The organism is Pseudoalteromonas sp. meg-B1, from assembly GCF_003173795.1.
Classification (GTDB): domain Bacteria; phylum Pseudomonadota; class Gammaproteobacteria; order Enterobacterales; family Alteromonadaceae; genus Pseudoalteromonas; species Pseudoalteromonas undina.
Window position 1 is genome coordinate 897,043 of the sequence record NZ_QGQU01000001.1, and the last position, 16,437, is coordinate 913,479.

Here is a 16,437-nt window from a genome sequence, read left to right on the forward strand (position 1 = left end):
CCTCTAATCTATTTGGGTAACAGGAATAGCGTCTAGTTGCCATTTCCAAGTTTGTTTTGTTGGTGCAACGGGTAGCATGTCAATACAATCGACCGGACAAGGTTCAACGCACAAGTCACAGCCTGTACATTCGTCAATTAGAACGGTGTGCATTTGTCGGGTTGCACCAACAATGGCATCAACAGGGCAGGCTTGAATACATTTGGTACAACCAATACATTCATCTTCGCGAATGTAGGCCACCGTTTTAACTGGCTCGGCTTGTTCGCCGCCGGCTAGAGGTTTAGCCTCAACACCCATCAAATCAGCCAACTTTTTAACTGTCGCATCACCACCGGGTGGGCACTTGTTTATTTCATCGCCATTGGCAATGGCTTCTGCATAAGGGCGACAACCAGGATAACCACATTGACCACATTGTGTTTGTGGCAAAATGGTATCGATTTGCTCCACTACAGGATTACCTTCAACTCGAAAACGTACGGCTGCAAATCCTAAAATTAATCCGAAAATTAACGCCAGTAAACCCAGCGCTATTAAAGCGTACAACAAGGTCATATTAAAACTTCACTAATCCAGTAAAACCCATAAAGGCCATTGACATTAAACCTGCCGTGATCATTGCGATTGAAGCACCTTTAAATGGAGTGGGAACATCTGCTGCGGCTAGGCGTTCGCGTAATGCCGCAAATAAAACTAAAACTAATGAAAAACCCACTGCGGCACCAAACCCATAAACGGCAGATTGTAAAAAGGTGTGATCTTCTTTGATATTTAATAAAGCAACACCGAGTACTGCACAGTTAGTCGTTATTAAAGGTAAAAATATTCCCAATAAACGATATAGCGTTGGACTGGTTTTTCTAACAACCATTTCAGTAAATTGAACAACCACTGCAATAACTAAAATAAAGCTCATTGTTTTCAGGTAGGTGATATCTAGTGGTAATAAAATATACTCGTTTACTAAATAACTGGTCACAGAGGCAAGCGTTAGCACAAAGGTAGTTGCTAAAGACATACCTATGGCTGTATCAAGTTTTCCTGATACACCCATAAACGGGCAAAGGCCTAAAAATTGTACTAATACAAAGTTGTTAACTAACACTGTTCCAATTAATAACAAGACGTATTCTGTCATGTGTGCCTCACGCTAATAAAATCCCGTGTATTATCCTTTTTTCTACTGCGATTAACAACACGTTGAGTGATTATCAGTTAAATAAACAACGTTAAATAATGGGCTAATTGTAAAGGGTTAAATTTAAGGGAGTTTGCAATTAAAAAACTGTCAGCATTTTAACGGCTGAACAGTCATAAAAGCACACTTTAAAAAGTAAAAAAGAGCATAAATGCTCTTTTTTATTATTAAATAGGGTAATTAGTTAGATGTCTTTAGGCTTTTCAATATAGTAACCTTGGACACCATCAAGGCATAGGGTTTCTACAATGTGCTTTTCTTCTTGGCTTTCAACGCCCTCTGCAAAAACACTAACGCCAATTCTATGAGCAAGGTCGACCATTAAACGCATAAAGTATTGATTGTTTTTATCGTCCTCTAAACCTCGGGTATAGCTTGCATCCATTTTAATAAAGTCTGGTTTTAAATCTCTGAAAAATTTAAATGAGGTGAGTCCGACACCAAAGCGTTCTACAGTTATTCTGGCACCAACGCGATGCACCATATCAATAAAGCGTTTGCTTGCTTTAATGTTTTGTTGAAGACCAAATTCACTCACTTCAAAAATTAACTTAGAAGCAATATGCGTATCTTTAAGTAAACGGCGCTCTAACCAAATCATAAACTGGTCGCTGTGCGCGCTAGATGGGGTGATATTTAAGCCAAAATACTTTTCAGATAAATTACTCGATTTTATTCTTTCCAAAGACGATTCTATTATTAACTTGTCAATTTCAATGGCCATATCGAGCTTTTCAGCCATTGCTAAAAATGAAGCGGTAGGCAAAGCTTGGTTTTCTTCTGTTTTGAAGCGGGCTTGAATTTCAGCATAGGCTTTAATGCTTTTGCCTAAAGGCATAATATTTTGGATCACCAAATGGACGCTTTTAGACTCAATTACTTCGTTAATCACTTTACGCCAGTTTTGGTTACCAAATCCTGCGCTCACATTGTTAACTAGATCAGTATCACGTTGCACATGCCACGCATTAGCTTGCTTAGACTGCGCCATGCTCATTGCATTATCAACAATAGAGAGTAACTCACCCAAAGGTTTTGATTTTTCGTACCCCACAATACCAGTGTTTGCAACCGAGCTAAGCTCTTGGTTTTGCATATATTGAGTAAAGCGCGATTGTAAGTTTTCACCAAATTTTTCAGCTTCTTTCAACGGGGTATTTGGTAAAATTGTTATAAAATCAGAGCTGTTAACTCTAAAAACTTGGCTGCCGGAATAGGTGCCACTGATGCTGACAATAATATCTGCAACGGCTTTAATGTATTCATCACCTTTTTGATAACCGCGGCTTTGATTTATAGACTGCAACTCGCTACAGCGAACGAGTGCTAAAGAGCCAAATGTACTTACTTCGGTGTTTTCAATATTCTTTTCGTAGTAATCAACAAACATATTGCGATTACCTAACTCAGTCACACCGTCTTTGTAGGCCTCACGTTTTATTGTGTGTGCAGCATTTTTTATATTGTCATTCTTACTTTTTAAAAAGTGCGATAAACGATTAAAGCTAGGAATTAAACTTTTCCCTAACTTAGCTAACTCTGGCGAATCAATTTTAGTAGCAAAATCATCGCCTAGTTGATTTTGGTTTATATAAATATCAATGACATCAGCAACGTCCGTACATATATTGTCATTAATGTGCTTAACAATGGTTTTCATTAATGCAATAGGTATTAGGGCAAGTAGGGTGCTTATAATTAAAATTATAAAAAAAGCAGTTTGAAACTGCTCACTCAAGTGAGTGATATTAATTTTAAATTCAACTTTTATATCGGCATTATCATTAGTGGCATACTGAGGGCGTACTGAGTTATTGCTTGACTGAATAAGTTCGGCAATAACAGGCAACTGCGGTGCGTTGTTAACTGAAAACACTTCAGCACCTTGATAATCACGTAAAGTAAAGTGTGAAAAGATTTCACTGCTTGCAAGTGTATTTTTTAAGTTATCAGCAGAGAGGTCAGTTGCAGATAGGTTTTTAATATATTGCTCGACTGTCGCTTGCGCATTTTTTTGAGCTTTACCGATGGCACTATCAAAATTTTGGCTAATAAAATAACAGCCAGCGGTCACAAGAACCAACCAAGCCATCAGTTGTATAAAAATAAGTTTTTTAAAAGCTGCCATTGTTTAATCTTTATATGTCAAAGGGGAGGACACAACCTCATGATTATTAAAATAATTATAGCTTGATAGAGAAAGTTATCAAATAGTTAGTTTTTTTAATCAAAAAGTTTTTGTTTTAAAAGAGAAATGGTAGAGCAAATTTGAAGAGATGTCTATGGAAGTGTAGTAAATTGGCTCCCCCTCCCCGACTCGAACGGGGGACCTGCGGATTAACAGTCCGTCGCTCTAACCAACTGAGCTAAGGGGGAACTAAAATGTACTTTTTATGACTTGGCTCCCCCTCCCCGACTCGAACGGGGGACCTGCGGATTAACAGTCCGTCGCTCTAACCAACTGAGCTAAGGGGGAACTACATCATAAACATAAACTTGGCTCCCCCTCCCCGACTCGAACGGGGGACCTGCGGATTAACAGTCCGTCGCTCTAACCAACTGAGCTAAGGGGGAATCGTTTATGGCTGAAAAACTTGGCTCCCCCTCCCCGACTCGAACGGGGGACCTGCGGATTAACAGTCCGTCGCTCTAACCAACTGAGCTAAGGGGGAAGCGTCTTGCCTTTCAACGGGGCGAAATATTAATGACCGCATAGCAAAGTGTCAACATATAAAAGATCATAAATTCAAAAAAGAGGTCTATTCGTTGTTTTTATGTGCAATCTGCGCGTTTTATAACACTATTTAAGTAAAGCGTAGTGATATTGTTTTACAAAAACAGCGTAATATTTGAATCAAGTAAGGATCTTTATCCAATAAAAGTTGCCATAAAATTTAAAAAAGTAGCTTTTAGTAATAAAAAACTGGTCTATTTCCTTTATTTTTAAAAAAGACTTTATAAACGTATTTAAAATAAATACCTCACTTTTACTTTGTATCGTTAAAGTTTGTTGAACTAAATTTAAATGAAAGACGTAATAGATAGTTTCTATGTTGATTAAAATAAAATTTTTGTAGAGTTATGTGGGGTTTGTATAAAAACAGAGCAATCAAAGGGTTGGCTATTTATTCAACATAAATATGGTTTTGCATTAAATAAACAAATAATCTCGTTTTAATGAGTTACTGTAACTAACAGATCTTAATGGGTAATAGGGAATAGATAAGAATAGATGGGAAAACGCGGGAGAAATAAGGGTTTAAAGCGAGTTTAACAAAAATTAAGTGCGAAAAGGAAAGAGCGAATAAAATGGGTAAAATAAAAAGCCCTTTTAAAATTCGCGGAAGTAAATGGGTAACTAAAAAATAAGCTCAGCCTTAATAACCCTACCTAAAAGCCCTAGAGTCTTCAAAATATAGTGCGATTCAGTACTACCACCCTCAATATTAAATTCAGCATCTTTACGCTTTGCGTTATCAAACACCAGCCTTAGCTGTGTTTCATTTAACGCTAGTTTAGCTGCAAAATAACAACCGGTCATTGGGTTTAGAAAGCCATACATAGCATCAGGTGCCACGTTCTTGTTGCAGGTGTCAATGTATACGGTTGCATCCATAGGCACAGCAGTATGTGAAAGCTCACCAAGTTTCACTTGCAGTAATTCACTGCTAGTTTTGTACTTAAGTGAATTATCAGAAACTTTGTTATCGGTTGAATTTACTGCGTTTAAAGAACTAATAGCTTTTTTAGCAGCTTCTTCATTTGCTTTTGAATCATCCAGGCGTTTCTTAAGAATCTCAGTAAAAGGCACACCCACCACCTCTGCAAAATCAACCAAGTAATCAATTGGGGGATCTCTATGGCCCTCATAATTTGACTGAGTATGTCTATGCACTCCAATGCGTTTAGCAACAGTGCCTATGTCCAGGGCTTTTTGTTCCCGTAACGATTTTAAATAGTCGTTGAATGCAGCCATTTATCAGCAAGTCTGTGTTCGGATGATTGATGTATATATATTTAAGCACACATGCGAGTGCATACAAAATAAAAAATTTACACAGTCTGTGTTATCAAGTGCGATCTTTCGCACTTTAAAGCGCGAACCGCGATCCCCCCTAATAAAAAATAAATAATATTAAATATCAAAAGCTTAACCTTTCATGTATACGTTTGTATAAAAAATAGTTTGAATGTATATAAATGTATGTATATGCTTGTGTTCATGGATACAAACATATACAACAAAAAGGTGGCTTAAATGGATAGCATAGAATGTCCAGGTTGGACAAAAGCAGATATAAAAGCTGCGCTAGAGGATGAGGGTTGGTCATGCCGCCAGTTGTCTTTTAGTCGCGGCTACACCTCAAATGCTGTGCAAACTGCATTACACAGACCCTACCCAGCTATAGAGCGAATCATTGCCGATGTAATCGGCGTAAGTGCCTGTGAAATATGGCCTGAGCGCTACGGTAAAGATGGCAAGCCAAATCGTAAGCTCGGACGTCGTAAGATGAACGGGGTGTAAATTATGGAACTCTACACAGCTAAACAACTTGCTGATTACTTACTATTTAGTAAGCGCAGCATTCAAATCAAAGCTAAAAACGAAAACTGGCCTTTTACAGAAGTACCTAGCCGTGGTGGCAAAGTACGAAAATACGCGCTTAGCGATTTGCCTGTATATGTTCGTATACAAGTGGAAGAGGCTATTATTAAATCAATGGATACACCAGCGTCTAAAAGCGGTGCATCTTACCTAGCAGTTAACGAAAAAGTGAACAGCCTAGACAAAGATTTAATTGATCACCAACGCCAATCAAACCTAAAAACCTTAGCTGGATTAGAAAAAATAGATCCAAAAGCAAGCGCCAAAGTGCAAATATTAAATGCAGCAGACGCATATATAAGTGCAAACAAACTAGGCAAAATTGTTGGCTTAAAACTTTTTAGCGAGCGCTATAACCAAGGTTTAATTGAAGACGTATTAGAGTGTAAATCTGTTATACCGTCAGTGTCGCGTAATTCATTAATACGCTGGCAAAAAACCGTAGCTGAAAAAGGCATAGCAGGGCTAGCTTTAAAGCCTAAGCGTACCGGCAAATCAATCATCGACTCAGACAAAGAGCTAGCCGATTTTTGCATAGCCATGATCTACGAATACCCACACGTAAAAGCCACCCAAATAAAAGAGGGCTTAATTGCTCGTTTTTATCAAGTAGGTAAATCGTTACCAGCAGAAACCACAATCCGCGATTGGCTAACACGTTGGAAGCGCGAAAACAGCGCACTTTATACCAAAATGGCAAACCCAGATGCTTGGAAAAACAAGTATATGAGCGCCATGGGTAAAATGGACGAAAACGTAAAACGTCTTAACCAATTGTGGGAGTTCGATTCAACCCCATCAGACGTAATGCTAACCGATGGCCGCCACTCACTAATCGGAATTATCGACGTATTTAGCCGCCGTGCAAAAGTCGTTATTCACCCAACCAGTGACAGCACCGGTATCTGTTTAGTTATCCGCAAAGCAATACTCGATTGGGGCATACCCGAAATAGCCCGCACCGATAACGGTAAAGACTACACCTCAATACAAATCAAAAGTGTGTTTGACGCGCTCGACATAAAGCACGAAACAACACGCCCGTTTTCAGGTGAAGAAAAGCCCTACATAGAGCGCTTTTTCAAAACGTTCTCGCACGATATAGCCGAGCTATTAACCGGTTACATAGGTCACAACGTGTCAGAACGCCAAGCAATAGAAGCGCGCAAAACCTTTGCACAGCGCCTATTAGCAAAGCAGGGCGGTGATAAATCAGCTATCGAAATCAACATGACAGCGCAACAGCTGCAAGAGTTCGTAGATAACTGGATAGATAACCGTTACCACCACAAGCCGCACAGCAACATAGGCAACAAAACACCATTCGATTTATTCGCAGCAAGTCGCGACCAAATCAAAGTGATCAAAGACGAGCGTTTGCTTGATGTAATGCTACAGCCAATACCATCAAATCGTGGTTTACGCATGGTGGGTAAAGAGGGCATTAAACTAAGTGGCGGGTTCTATATTGCCCCAGAACTGGGCGCAATCGTAGGTGATGAAGTGCTATGTAAATGGGACCCTAAAAACGTAGGCCGTATTTACGTATTTAATCGCATGAATAACGAGTTTATTTGTATCGCAGTAGACCACGAAATTCAATCAGCAGGCATGACACGTCAAGACGTAGCACACCATGCAAAACGCAGCCAATCAGCCGAAACATCACGCAAGCTTAAAGAGCTTAAAAAGACCGCTAAAAGCGTCAACGTTTCAGACATAGCAAACGAAGTGCTAGGGCATTACACAACCCAAAACAAAGCGCTTGCAACACTGCCTAAACAGTCGGTTGAACACACCAATGTCATAACGCAGTCAGCTACAAAAGCGCTCGACAGCAAGCCAGCAGTCGGCTTTAGCGACGAGCAATTAAGCGAATTTGAAAAACGCCGTAAGCAGTTAGAAATTGAAACCGCCATAGCAAACGTCAACCCAACGCCGCTATTCGACAACCCACAAAGCAAAGCCATGTTTCATAAAAAACAACGCCTAACAAATCAGTTAAGCGAAGTAGATGCAACCTGGTTAAACACATGGGAGCAAAACAATCGCGCATCATCAAAACGCCTAGACGACCTACTAAGCGACATGAACGCAGCACCCGCTGCATCAACTCAATTACATAAATAGTAAAAGGAAAAACCATGAAAACTAAAATAGCAATCGTAAGCAACGTAGTAGCAACACAAATGATGGTAGAAGCCCTAAATCAACGCGCGCATGGCGTACCAGGCATTGGCCTAATCTACGGCGATCCAGGTCTTGGTAAAACCACAGCAACAGCATGGTTAGTAAATCGCTGCGACGGCATCTACATACGTGCCACATCAGGCATGACATTAGCGCAGCTTTTACGTCAAATAGTTAAAGAGCTAAGCGGCCCAGACATTTACACCCGTGAAGCCATGCTTAACTACATCATAGAGCACATGGCAATACACAATCGCCCACTGTTTATAGACGAGGCCGACTACCTACTAAACGACAAAAACACACTCGAAATCGTGCGCGATATTCACGACCTAACCAACTGCCCAGTAGTACTTATTGGCATGGAATCAGTGCGCCGTAAATTACAGCGTCACCGTCAATTTTATAACCGTATATCAGAATGGCTAGAGTTTCAGCCAACCCAACGCGAAGACCTGCAAATTATCGTCAATGCAGTCATAGAGCCAACGCTCACAATACAAGACGACCTACTAAGCCAGCTGCTCAGCGACACCGACGGCGAAGTGCGTCGCATCATCACAGGGCTGTCAAAAATAGAAGCCTTTGCAATGGCGAACGGGCTAACCAGTATCGACCTACAGCAGTGGGGTTCTAAAGAATTTTTCCTTAAAAAAGCGTAAGGAGAGATTCAGTGAGCCGCCCACAACTACAAGACGCATGGCAAGCAATGAGAATCCTAAAAACATTCTCATTGCAACAAGTGCGCGATGCCATAGAGCACACAACACTCGACAGCTTAAAAGCCTTTGCAAAACGCCTAATAGCAGCAAAGGCCATAGCTGAAAATGTTGATTACGAACACATCACCTACACCGTTTTAAACGCCCAATACAAGCCGTTTAAACAACCAAAAAACAGTGATGCAAAACAAAAAAACTCAGGGAGACAGCGCATGTGGCAATCAATGCGAATCCTAAATGAATTTGACGCAGGGCAAGTAGCAAGCACCGCCGACATATCGGTAGCCTCTGCGCGTTCATATATCTCAATTTTAAAAAAAGCAGGGTACATATTTGTTGTCAAATCAGCCCCGCGCACAGGCTCAGTCATTGAGCGAGCAGGAGAGACAACCATATACCGCATGCTTAAAAATACCGGTCCAAAGCGCCCCGTTCCAAAAGCAACAGGCGTATTCGACCCAAACACAAACGAGCTAGTTGAGTTTAACGCCGTGCAACGTAAAACCGTAAAAATAGCCCCCGTAACACTGGGAGAAGCGCATGACTTCAACAGCTAACTGGTTACAGGTTTTAAAAGACGAAGTAGCAAAGCAAGGCATGCGCAGCGTTGCCGAAAAACTAGGCGTAAGTAAAGCCACAGTAAGCCAAGTGGTAAACGACAAATACAAAGCCTCTACACACGTAATACAGCAACGTGTAGAGGGCGTATTTATGGCATCAACGGTAATTTGTCCAATCCTAGACGAAATACCGCTAAACCAATGCCTAGAACATCAATCAAGAAAGTTCGCAGCCACCAACCATGTACGCGTCGCGCTTTATAAAGCGTGTCGCAATGGTTGCCCAAACTCAAAAATATGCGGGAGCAAATAACCATGCAACTACGCAACGTACTAAAAGAGCTACAAAAACAAGGGCTGCAAATTATCAGCTCACACAAAGGCTTTAGCCGCCATGTAATCGAAGTAGCAGGCAAAGCCCCAGCACATTTACCCGTGCTAACCGAAACTAAAAACGGGCAAACCCGCCAAGTTCGCCCAGCAAAATTACACGGCCAAATCATCATTTTTATAGAGAGATAACCACCATGTCACAAGAGTTTTTAAAAAATCACAAAGGCCACCAGGTGCCACTTAAAGCGATTCGCCCAGCCGACATAATTCGCCATGAGTTTGTGCAATCGGCCATAGCCAAAGCCAAAGAGCAAAGCAAAGCATTAGCCGCCTTTAAAAAAGAGCAAATGAGCGAGTTTGACGCATTCATAGGCTTACTAGCCCAAGAGTACGCAGTAGAAATGGGCGGCACAAAAGGCAACGTCACCTTACGTAGTTTTGATCACAAGCAAAAAGTAACTCTGCAAGTGCAAGAAAGCATAGAACTTGGGCCAGAGCTAATAATAGCAAAAGACCTAATAGACGAATGCCTAAACGAATGGAGCGAGGGCGCAAACGAAAACCTAAAACTCATTATTGAGCAAACCTTTGCCACCGACAAAAAAGGCAAAGTTTCAGTGCAAAAAGTACTCGGCCTACGCCGTCTAAATATCACCGACGAAACCGGTAAATGGCAGCGTGCAATGGACATTATAGCCGACTCAATACTGGTAATGGACTCAACGCGCTTTATACGTTTTTACGAAACCATAGGCGAGCAAGAACATGCCATATCACTAGACATAGCCAAGCTGTAAGGGGCGCAATCATGGAAGTTACATCAACAATTCAAGTAAACGAACACAGCGACCTACAAACAGTTTTAAACCTAGTGGCGCAAAGCAAAGAGCCAGTAAACATCAACTTTGTGTTTCAAAACATCAGCTTTGTAGTGCAAAGCCAGCTGGTAGGCATTAACCCGCCTAAGCAAAAAAGCGTAAGCCACACCAGCTAAACCATTAAAAAGCGCGCACGGACGCGGCTTTTTATCAAAGTGTTTTAACCAAAGCAAAAAGCACTTTGATAAACAGCAAACAACAAAAGGAGGTCACATGGCCTATATCGTAAAACCAGAATTAGAGCTAAGACAGCTTGTTGCCCTAGTTAAGTTTTTAGAGTGCTCACACAAGCTCGCAGTAGACACCAGCGTATTTACAGACCAAGAGGCCCAGCTAATAGGCCAAGGCTACTTAGCCCTACGCGCGCAGCTAGAAGAGTTTAAAAATGACTAAAGCAAAGCTAATACAGCTCATTCACATAGCTAAAGGGCAACTAGGGCTAGACGACGACACCTACCGCGCCGCATTACTCGGCTCAGTGGGTAAAACGTCATGCAGCCAAATGAGCCTAACCGAGCTAAATAAAGTGTTAGAACACTTTAAAAAAGCAGGGTTTAAAGCCAAGGCTAAACACCGTTTAAGTCCTAAATCATCAGCAAAGCAGCTAGGCGAAATAAACAAAATACGCGCAATTTGGATCACCATGCACAAACAAAGCTTTGTGCGTGATGGCTCAGAAACCGCCCTAGACGCCTACGTAAACCGCATGTTAAACCGCGCAAAAGTGGGGGCAAACGTCAGTTACCACACCCATTTTTTAACGTTCACGCAAGCAATACAAGTGCTAGAGCCGCTTAAAAAATGGCATAAACGCGAAATGGTAGCGCATTTAAAAGCAAACAAAATGCAAGCGTATGAAGAATTTAACTGCCTTGTATCAGGCCAAACCTACGCACGGCCAATACCGCTTAGCACCGTACCCCATAAATCATACCAAGCCGTATGCAACATATTTGAGATCAGCACCAATGAAATTAACCCGTTGCCCCGTGTGTAAAAGCCACCTAAGCCTAGATCAGCTAGTGCAAGACGACGCAGGCAAAGAGCTATTAAGCATCGTAGCCAGCATCAACAAACGCACAGCCCAGGCATTGGTCGGTTACTTAGCCCTGTTTCGCCCAGCAAAGCAGGACTTAAGCGCCACACGCGCAGTAAAGCTAGCACATGAAGTACTTGCCCTAACCGAGAACGTAGCGGCACTGGGCCACGCTATGGAGCAAACCACTAATTCAATTATGGCAAAGCGAGTAGGCCAGCCAAACATAAAGCCGCTTGCAAATCATAACTACTTAAAACAAGTGCTCACCACCTCACTAGAGCAAATAGTGCAGCCTACCGCCGCACAGCGTAGCCGCAGTATGGAAATAAAACGCCAGGGCTTAGAAATGAGTGAGCAACAAAACCACCAAGCCTATTTAGAGCAAATGAATCGCTACGGCGCAAAAGTGAATAAGGAGGACAAATGAGAACAGGCCAAAAGCTTGTACTGCAAGCCTTAGAAAAAGAGCAAAAGCGTTTAACGCTTAAAGCTCAAAAAGCAGCCCAGTTATCAGAGGACTTTATAAATGCGTATTCAAAAATTTCTGAGGTAAGGCGTAAAGCTAATGAAATTTTACAATCAGGTGAATTTGAAAAAAGAATTAAAGAGTTTGATGAGCTAGCAAACCAAGAAAAAGTAGCAATTAACCTAACGCAAAAAGATGCCAATAAAGTGTTTGATGCTGATATTAAAGCGAAAAGCGAGCTTGATGAATTTTCATCAGAGCTTTCATTTTTAACAGTGAGATATAACCGAGGTGGTATATGAGCGAACAACAATCAGAGCTGTTTGGTGAAAGCGTAGAGCAGCTGCAAGACTGCCTAAGCAAGCTATCTACTGAGGACGCAGCCGAAGTACGTAAACGCTGGCCTAGCAACCTACAATCGCTTGCACTACTCATTGAAACGCAGCTAACCAAAGCCAGCGTAGACAACCCGCAAGGGGTAGGCGAGGCCATAACCCTAGCAATAGGCCATTATTTTGGTGGGCGCGACGTATACATACCCACCGACCAACGCCTAAAAGCAGCCCTGCGCGATATACAAATATGGCAAGAATACAAAGGCAACAACATCGAACAGCTTGCTAATAAATTTAAACTAACAGAGCGCCGTATTGCTGAAATAATCCAGCACCAACGCATTGTAGAAACCGAGCGCCGCCAAAGGAGATTATTTTAATGAGCAACCCAGCCAAAAAAGCCCCAATGAGCGAAGCGGTCAACGTAGCCGCCGAGGCCGTAGAGTACGTAGATACCCTAATAGTTGATATGTTAGAGGGTAAGCACCCAAACAATTACGTACTACTGGGCACACTGCAAGAACAGCACACCGACATACAAATACAGTTGCATGTTATGCAAGACGAAAACAAATTCATAGACGAGGTAGGCGCACCGCTCATAGCTAAAACGACCGCAGCGCTTGAAAAAACAAAAGCACAAGACCTAGAGTTTATGCTTATTCACCAGCCAAATGAGCTGCTAAGAGGCATTACCGAGCTACAGCAAAAAATAAAGGAACTAAGCCAATGAGCATGCTAAACTTTTTTAAAGGTATTTTTATCCATAAAGATAATGAAGAGCATTATCCAGTAGAGACATACAGCGGTTTAACTTGTATTGGATATAAATGCCATAAATGTGGCTATAAGTGGTATGAGAAAAGAGGCGTATAATATTAAAAGGTTAATATGATGGAAAAATCAAAAGCAATTGCTGATAAACATAAAAACAAGCTTTACTGTGGATCTGATGTGTTTTCAACACTTAAAGCAAAAGCCTGTATTCTCTATGGAAATGAGTTTAAGTATGACGGTTACATAATTGTCGAAAACACTAATTTACATGCAAATCAATTGCTCACTAGAGATAAAGATTTAGCAGAGCTGCTTAAAAACTATGTAGAATATAAACCATTAAATTAGAACTAAATAAAAGACTAAAAAGCCGCTTTACGCGGCTTTTTTATTGCTAGTTAATCCAGTGTTGAACAGTACTTAAACCCGTGCCACCGTGGTTTAAAAAACAATTAAATGGCTTAGAATCCCCATACCCACCATAACCATTTTTAGCATTCACTTGCATAGCTAACACTAATCGCGCCCCGCTTGCATCATCGCGCCATTGCTTTTCATGCGACACAACAATAAACGAATTGGGATCACGCCAGGCATAGCTGTTTTTTGCAAGCTCAGTACATTGCTGCAAAATAGAATGACTAACGCCAGGGCTTGGCGCTTTGCTTATTTTTAAATGCAGCTCTTTAGCATCCGGTGCGCAAGGGGTTTGGCTAAAGGTAGGCACATCATCAATAACACATTTATAAATAGCCGCATGGCTTGAAAGTGAAAACAACGCGATAAAAACAAAGGCAGGGTATTTCATAAATTAAGTCCTTTTAAATGGTAACTAGCGAAAATTGCTAACTTGCAGTACCATAAAAAACTTTCTTAAATCTGTCTACTTTTTAACTAAACTTTCCCGAAACCCCGCACGGCCAACACTTAAGCACAACCCCCCACAATACCGAAAAACAACAAGGCTTTTCGGTATGTTCGTATTCAACCCACTCAACTTAAATTATTTTAAACAAGTGCCCGAAGTGCAAAACGCGCTTGCCCCGTACTCGCTTAAATTTGCTCAGTGCATATTACCAATCCTCTATTTAGAGGGAGGCTTGCGCAGCGATGGCGGGTTAAATAACGTAGCATCAGACCGTGGCGGCCTTACCAAATACGGCATAAGCCAACGCGCATACCCAACGGTAGATATTAAAAACCTAACGCTTGCTAAAGCGATAAGCCTTTACCATCGTGATTATTGGCGTGCCATGCACTGCGAGCAAAGCCCCGCAGGTGTTGACTTTATGCTGCTAGATGGCGCAGTACAGCACGGCGCACCCGCCATGACCCAATTAACCCAGCGATTAGTCAACTCAAAGCCCGATGGTCGCATGGGGCCAAAAACCCTAGCCGCTATCCTACAGCGTCCAGCACTCAGCCTAACCGTATTGCTCAGCGTAAACCGTGGCCGCAAGTACGCCCGCATTTGTGCAAATGACCCAAGTCAAAAACCAAACCTAGAGGGCTGGTATAACCGCCTAGCCCATGTAACCGAATTTGCAGTAAACCAGCTAAACGAGGTGGCCTAATGGGTAAAAATTGGGATTGGTCCTATCAAAAAGGCCGCGAGAAACGCATGGAGCAAGAGGTAGATGCGCGCATGCACAACATGCCATTCGACCCCCGCAAAATACCAATGCACAGCCACTGCGGCACTATGCAAAGCTACTTTAACAAAGGCTGGCAATCAGTTAGAGCCATCGACATACAGCTGCGAGTAGACGGCCAACAAAGCTACAAAAACGCCCGTGAAGCCCTTAAAAAACGCTTTGGAGAGTCTAATGGCAATTAAAAACTGGTTTAACGTGGTCGAGCCAATCACCAATTTAATTGATGATCTCTTTACCAGCGACGAAGAACGCCAAGCCGTTACTAACGAACTTAAGCGCATTGAAAACGCAGCCCAAAGCCAAGTGCTAGAGCTAGAGGGCAAAATTGTAGAGCTACAAGGCAAAGTGCTAGAGGCGCAATCGCAAATTATTACCGCCGAGGCCAAAGGTGAAAGCTGGCTTCAACGTAACTGGCGGCCAATTACAATGCTTACGTTCTTAGTGTTGGTGTGCTTTGACTCATTCGGCTGGCTGGCTTTTCGTTTATCAGCGCAAGCATGGGAACTATTACAGCTAGGCATAGGTGGCTACGTCATTGGCCGCTCAGTTGAAAAAGCCGCGCCAAGCGTTAAGCAAGGCATTAAAAACGTCATTGAAAAAGTAAGGAAACCGCAGTGAGTAAATTAGACGACGCGCAAAAAATAGAACAACACCTACTCGATGCCGCGCTATCAATTCAGCGCGAAAAAGCAAACACGTCCGGTGCAGCGTTTATGCACTGCCAAGAGTGTGACATAGAAATACCAAAGGAACGCCGTGACGCAGTTAAAAACTGTAGTACCTGTGTAGATTGCCAATCACTCATTGAAATACAACTACAGCACTATAGGCGCTAGCATGGATTTTATATTGGAATGGTGGAAAGCATTTTTAACCGTAGGTATTGCCATTATTGGGGCAAGCGCACTGACATGGTTGCGCAGTACTTTTGTAACTAAAACAACCCATGAGGTTGTATCTAAAGCGTTAGAAAGCCGTTTAAGTGCCGTAGAAAAAACAATAGAAGACCTGCCAAACGCCGACGACATACACGACCTAGACAAACGCCTATTAGAAGTAAGCGTAAAAATAGACGGCCTTAACCCGCAGCTCACCGACATAAAACGCTTAACCGACTTACTAATGGAAAACGAACTCAGAGGCACGCGAAATGGCGATAGTTAACGACAAGTGCCAATGCGGCGAAAAAATCACCGTACTTACAGGCACAGATAAAACCGAGGCTTGTTATAAACATATACACGCTCAGGTTGTTACCACCAACGATTTTAATAAAGGCATAACCGATTACACATTGTTCCGCTGCATGAAATGCGGCGAACCAGTAGAAGAAGCCGTGCCAGCCCTTAAGCCCCACCCATAGGAAAAACCACCATGGCAATGTTACAAGTTCAAGCCGAGCACCAACGAATTAGCATATTAATAACGCTAAAAGAATCCGCCGATTTTGGCGCTAACACCAGCATGCTAGCCGATGTGCTACAGCGTTATGCACTGGGTTGCAGTCGCGATCAGCTTAAAACCTTACTCAATTGGTTAGAGCAAAACGGCTATATAACACTCGATAAACTCACAGAAAACACATGGGTAGCCCGTATTACGCAATCAGGTATCGACGTAGCTGAGGGCATAAGTGTAGTACCTGGCATTAAACGTCCTGGGCCACGAGGTTAAC

27 protein-coding genes and 4 tRNA genes are annotated in these 16,437 nt (G+C 42.2%); 22 read left to right on the forward strand and 9 right to left on the reverse strand.

The genetic code is table 11. From position 1 onward, the window contains the following. Window positions 1-3: 3 nt before the first annotated feature. The 8 genes from rsxB to DK924_RS04320 all read right to left on the reverse strand — a co-directional run bounded on the left by rsxB (window position 4) and on the right by DK924_RS04320 (window position 5,177). A complete protein-coding gene (gene rsxB, locus DK924_RS04285; RefSeq protein WP_008115242.1) occupies window positions 4-558 on the reverse strand; it encodes an electron transport complex subunit RsxB in 555 nt (184 codons plus the stop codon). Window position 559: 1 nt separating this feature from the next. Continuing rightward, on the reverse strand, window positions 560-1,141 hold the full coding sequence (gene rsxA, locus DK924_RS04290) for an electron transport complex subunit RsxA (RefSeq protein ID WP_008115244.1): 582 nt from the start codon (window positions 1,139-1,141) through the stop codon (window positions 560-562). 244 nt (window positions 1,142-1,385) lie between these two features. Next, on the reverse strand, window positions 1,386-3,329 hold the full coding sequence (locus DK924_RS04295) for a GGDEF domain-containing protein (protein ID WP_109874405.1): 1,944 nt from the start codon (window positions 3,327-3,329) through the stop codon (window positions 1,386-1,388). A gap of 171 nt (window positions 3,330-3,500) precedes the next feature. Then, window positions 3,501-3,577: transfer RNA gene (locus tag DK924_RS04300), tRNA-Asn, on the reverse strand. A 23-nt stretch (window positions 3,578-3,600) separates the two neighbouring features. Further along, window positions 3,601-3,677 (reverse strand) — tRNA-Asn (locus DK924_RS04305). 21 nt (window positions 3,678-3,698) lie between these two features. Next, window positions 3,699-3,775, reverse strand: a tRNA-Asn gene (locus tag DK924_RS04310). Window positions 3,776-3,796: 21 nt separating this feature from the next. Beyond that, window positions 3,797-3,873: transfer RNA gene (locus DK924_RS04315), tRNA-Asn, on the reverse strand. A gap of 686 nt (window positions 3,874-4,559) precedes the next feature. Further along, window positions 4,560-5,177: a helix-turn-helix domain-containing protein gene (locus DK924_RS04320; RefSeq protein WP_109874406.1), complete on the reverse strand. Its 618-nt coding sequence runs from the start codon at window positions 5,175-5,177 to the stop codon at window positions 4,560-4,562. Between the two features lie 282 nt (window positions 5,178-5,459). On the opposite strand from DK924_RS04320, the gene DK924_RS04325 reads away from it, so the two are divergent. From DK924_RS04325 to DK924_RS04395, 15 genes are all read left to right on the forward strand, one after another. After that, complete coding sequence (locus DK924_RS04325) at window positions 5,460-5,726, forward strand: helix-turn-helix domain-containing protein (protein WP_109874407.1); 267 nt, start codon at window positions 5,460-5,462, stop codon at window positions 5,724-5,726. 3 nt (window positions 5,727-5,729) lie between these two features. Further along, on the forward strand, window positions 5,730-7,937 hold the full coding sequence (locus tag DK924_RS04330) for a Mu transposase C-terminal domain-containing protein (protein WP_109874408.1): 2,208 nt from the start codon (window positions 5,730-5,732) through the stop codon (window positions 7,935-7,937). Window positions 7,938-7,951: 14 nt separating this feature from the next. Continuing rightward, window positions 7,952-8,659, forward strand: coding sequence for an AAA family ATPase (locus DK924_RS04335; RefSeq protein WP_109874409.1), 708 nt, complete (start codon window positions 7,952-7,954; stop codon window positions 8,657-8,659). 11 nt (window positions 8,660-8,670) lie between these two features. Further along, a complete protein-coding gene (locus DK924_RS04340; RefSeq protein ID WP_109874410.1) occupies window positions 8,671-9,276 on the forward strand; it encodes a hypothetical protein in 606 nt (201 codons plus the stop codon). Then, complete coding sequence (locus DK924_RS04345; protein WP_109874411.1) at window positions 9,260-9,592, forward strand: LacI family DNA-binding transcriptional regulator; 333 nt, start codon at window positions 9,260-9,262, stop codon at window positions 9,590-9,592. Before DK924_RS04340 ends, DK924_RS04345 begins: the two co-directional genes overlap by 17 nt. Window positions 9,593-9,594: 2 nt before the next feature. Beyond that, window positions 9,595-9,801: a hypothetical protein gene (locus DK924_RS04350; protein ID WP_109874412.1), complete on the forward strand. Its 207-nt coding sequence runs from the start codon at window positions 9,595-9,597 to the stop codon at window positions 9,799-9,801. Window positions 9,802-9,806: 5 nt separating this feature from the next. Next, the gene (locus DK924_RS04355) at window positions 9,807-10,409 is read left to right on the forward strand and encodes a DUF3164 family protein (protein ID WP_109874413.1); all 603 of its coding nucleotides are present in this window, start codon (window positions 9,807-9,809) and stop codon (window positions 10,407-10,409) included. An 11-nt stretch (window positions 10,410-10,420) separates the two neighbouring features. Then, a complete protein-coding gene (locus tag DK924_RS04360; protein ID WP_109874414.1) occupies window positions 10,421-10,606 on the forward strand; it encodes a hypothetical protein in 186 nt (61 codons plus the stop codon). Window positions 10,607-10,703: 97 nt separating this feature from the next. Further along, on the forward strand, window positions 10,704-10,883 hold the full coding sequence (locus tag DK924_RS04365) for a hypothetical protein (RefSeq protein WP_109874415.1): 180 nt from the start codon (window positions 10,704-10,706) through the stop codon (window positions 10,881-10,883). After that, window positions 10,876-11,487, forward strand: a complete 612-nt coding sequence (locus DK924_RS04370) for a gp16 family protein (protein WP_109874416.1) — start codon at window positions 10,876-10,878, stop codon at window positions 11,485-11,487. Before DK924_RS04365 ends, DK924_RS04370 begins: the two co-directional genes overlap by 8 nt. After that, window positions 11,459-11,956, forward strand: coding sequence for a hypothetical protein (locus DK924_RS04375; protein ID WP_109874417.1), 498 nt, complete (start codon window positions 11,459-11,461; stop codon window positions 11,954-11,956). Before DK924_RS04370 ends, DK924_RS04375 begins: the two co-directional genes overlap by 29 nt. Next, window positions 11,953-12,297 carry a hypothetical protein gene (locus DK924_RS04380; RefSeq protein WP_109874418.1) on the forward strand — a complete coding sequence of 115 codons (345 nt, stop codon included), beginning with the start codon at window positions 11,953-11,955 and terminating at the stop codon, window positions 12,295-12,297. The genes DK924_RS04375 and DK924_RS04380 overlap by 4 nt, the downstream gene beginning before the upstream one ends. Beyond that, window positions 12,294-12,710 carry a Mor transcription activator family protein gene (locus DK924_RS04385; protein WP_109874419.1) on the forward strand — a complete coding sequence of 139 codons (417 nt, stop codon included), beginning with the start codon at window positions 12,294-12,296 and terminating at the stop codon, window positions 12,708-12,710. Before DK924_RS04380 ends, DK924_RS04385 begins: the two co-directional genes overlap by 4 nt. Next, window positions 12,710-13,063: a hypothetical protein gene (locus tag DK924_RS04390; protein WP_109874420.1), complete on the forward strand. Its 354-nt coding sequence runs from the start codon at window positions 12,710-12,712 to the stop codon at window positions 13,061-13,063. Before DK924_RS04385 ends, DK924_RS04390 begins: the two co-directional genes overlap by 1 nt. A 158-nt stretch (window positions 13,064-13,221) precedes the next feature. After that, window positions 13,222-13,455 carry a hypothetical protein gene (locus DK924_RS04395; protein WP_146199365.1) on the forward strand — a complete coding sequence of 78 codons (234 nt, stop codon included), beginning with the start codon at window positions 13,222-13,224 and terminating at the stop codon, window positions 13,453-13,455. Between the two features lie 46 nt (window positions 13,456-13,501). Here the strand turns inward: DK924_RS04395 and DK924_RS04400 are convergent, their stop codons facing one another. Beyond that, window positions 13,502-13,915 (reverse strand): DUF4124 domain-containing protein, encoded by a 414-nt coding sequence (locus tag DK924_RS04400; protein ID WP_109874422.1) that lies wholly within the window; start codon window positions 13,913-13,915, stop codon window positions 13,502-13,504. A gap of 166 nt (window positions 13,916-14,081) precedes the next feature. On the opposite strand from DK924_RS04400, the gene DK924_RS04405 reads away from it, so the two are divergent. Genes DK924_RS04405 through DK924_RS04435 form a run of 7 tightly spaced genes read left to right on the forward strand, consistent with a single transcriptional unit; the run spans window position 14,082 to window position 16,436 of the window. Continuing rightward, window positions 14,082-14,681: a glycoside hydrolase family 108 protein gene (locus DK924_RS04405; RefSeq protein ID WP_109874423.1), complete on the forward strand. Its 600-nt coding sequence runs from the start codon at window positions 14,082-14,084 to the stop codon at window positions 14,679-14,681. Beyond that, on the forward strand, window positions 14,681-14,944 hold the full coding sequence (locus tag DK924_RS04410) for a hypothetical protein (protein ID WP_109874424.1): 264 nt from the start codon (window positions 14,681-14,683) through the stop codon (window positions 14,942-14,944). The genes DK924_RS04405 and DK924_RS04410 overlap by 1 nt, the downstream gene beginning before the upstream one ends. After that, window positions 14,934-15,380, forward strand: coding sequence for a 3TM-type holin (locus tag DK924_RS04415; protein WP_109874425.1), 447 nt, complete (start codon window positions 14,934-14,936; stop codon window positions 15,378-15,380). The genes DK924_RS04410 and DK924_RS04415 overlap by 11 nt, the downstream gene beginning before the upstream one ends. After that, the gene (locus DK924_RS04420; RefSeq protein ID WP_109874426.1) at window positions 15,377-15,598 is read left to right on the forward strand and encodes a TraR/DksA C4-type zinc finger protein; all 222 of its coding nucleotides are present in this window, start codon (window positions 15,377-15,379) and stop codon (window positions 15,596-15,598) included. The genes DK924_RS04415 and DK924_RS04420 overlap by 4 nt, the downstream gene beginning before the upstream one ends. Before the next feature lies 1 nt (window position 15,599). Next, window positions 15,600-15,926 (forward strand): DUF2730 family protein, encoded by a 327-nt coding sequence (locus tag DK924_RS04425; RefSeq protein WP_109874427.1) that lies wholly within the window; start codon window positions 15,600-15,602, stop codon window positions 15,924-15,926. Further along, the gene (locus tag DK924_RS04430; protein ID WP_109874428.1) at window positions 15,913-16,125 is read left to right on the forward strand and encodes a hypothetical protein; all 213 of its coding nucleotides are present in this window, start codon (window positions 15,913-15,915) and stop codon (window positions 16,123-16,125) included. The genes DK924_RS04425 and DK924_RS04430 overlap by 14 nt, the downstream gene beginning before the upstream one ends. 11 nt (window positions 16,126-16,136) lie before the next feature. After that, window positions 16,137-16,436 carry a hypothetical protein gene (locus tag DK924_RS04435; RefSeq protein ID WP_024606090.1) on the forward strand — a complete coding sequence of 100 codons (300 nt, stop codon included), beginning with the start codon at window positions 16,137-16,139 and terminating at the stop codon, window positions 16,434-16,436. Window position 16,437 lies beyond the last annotated feature (1 nt).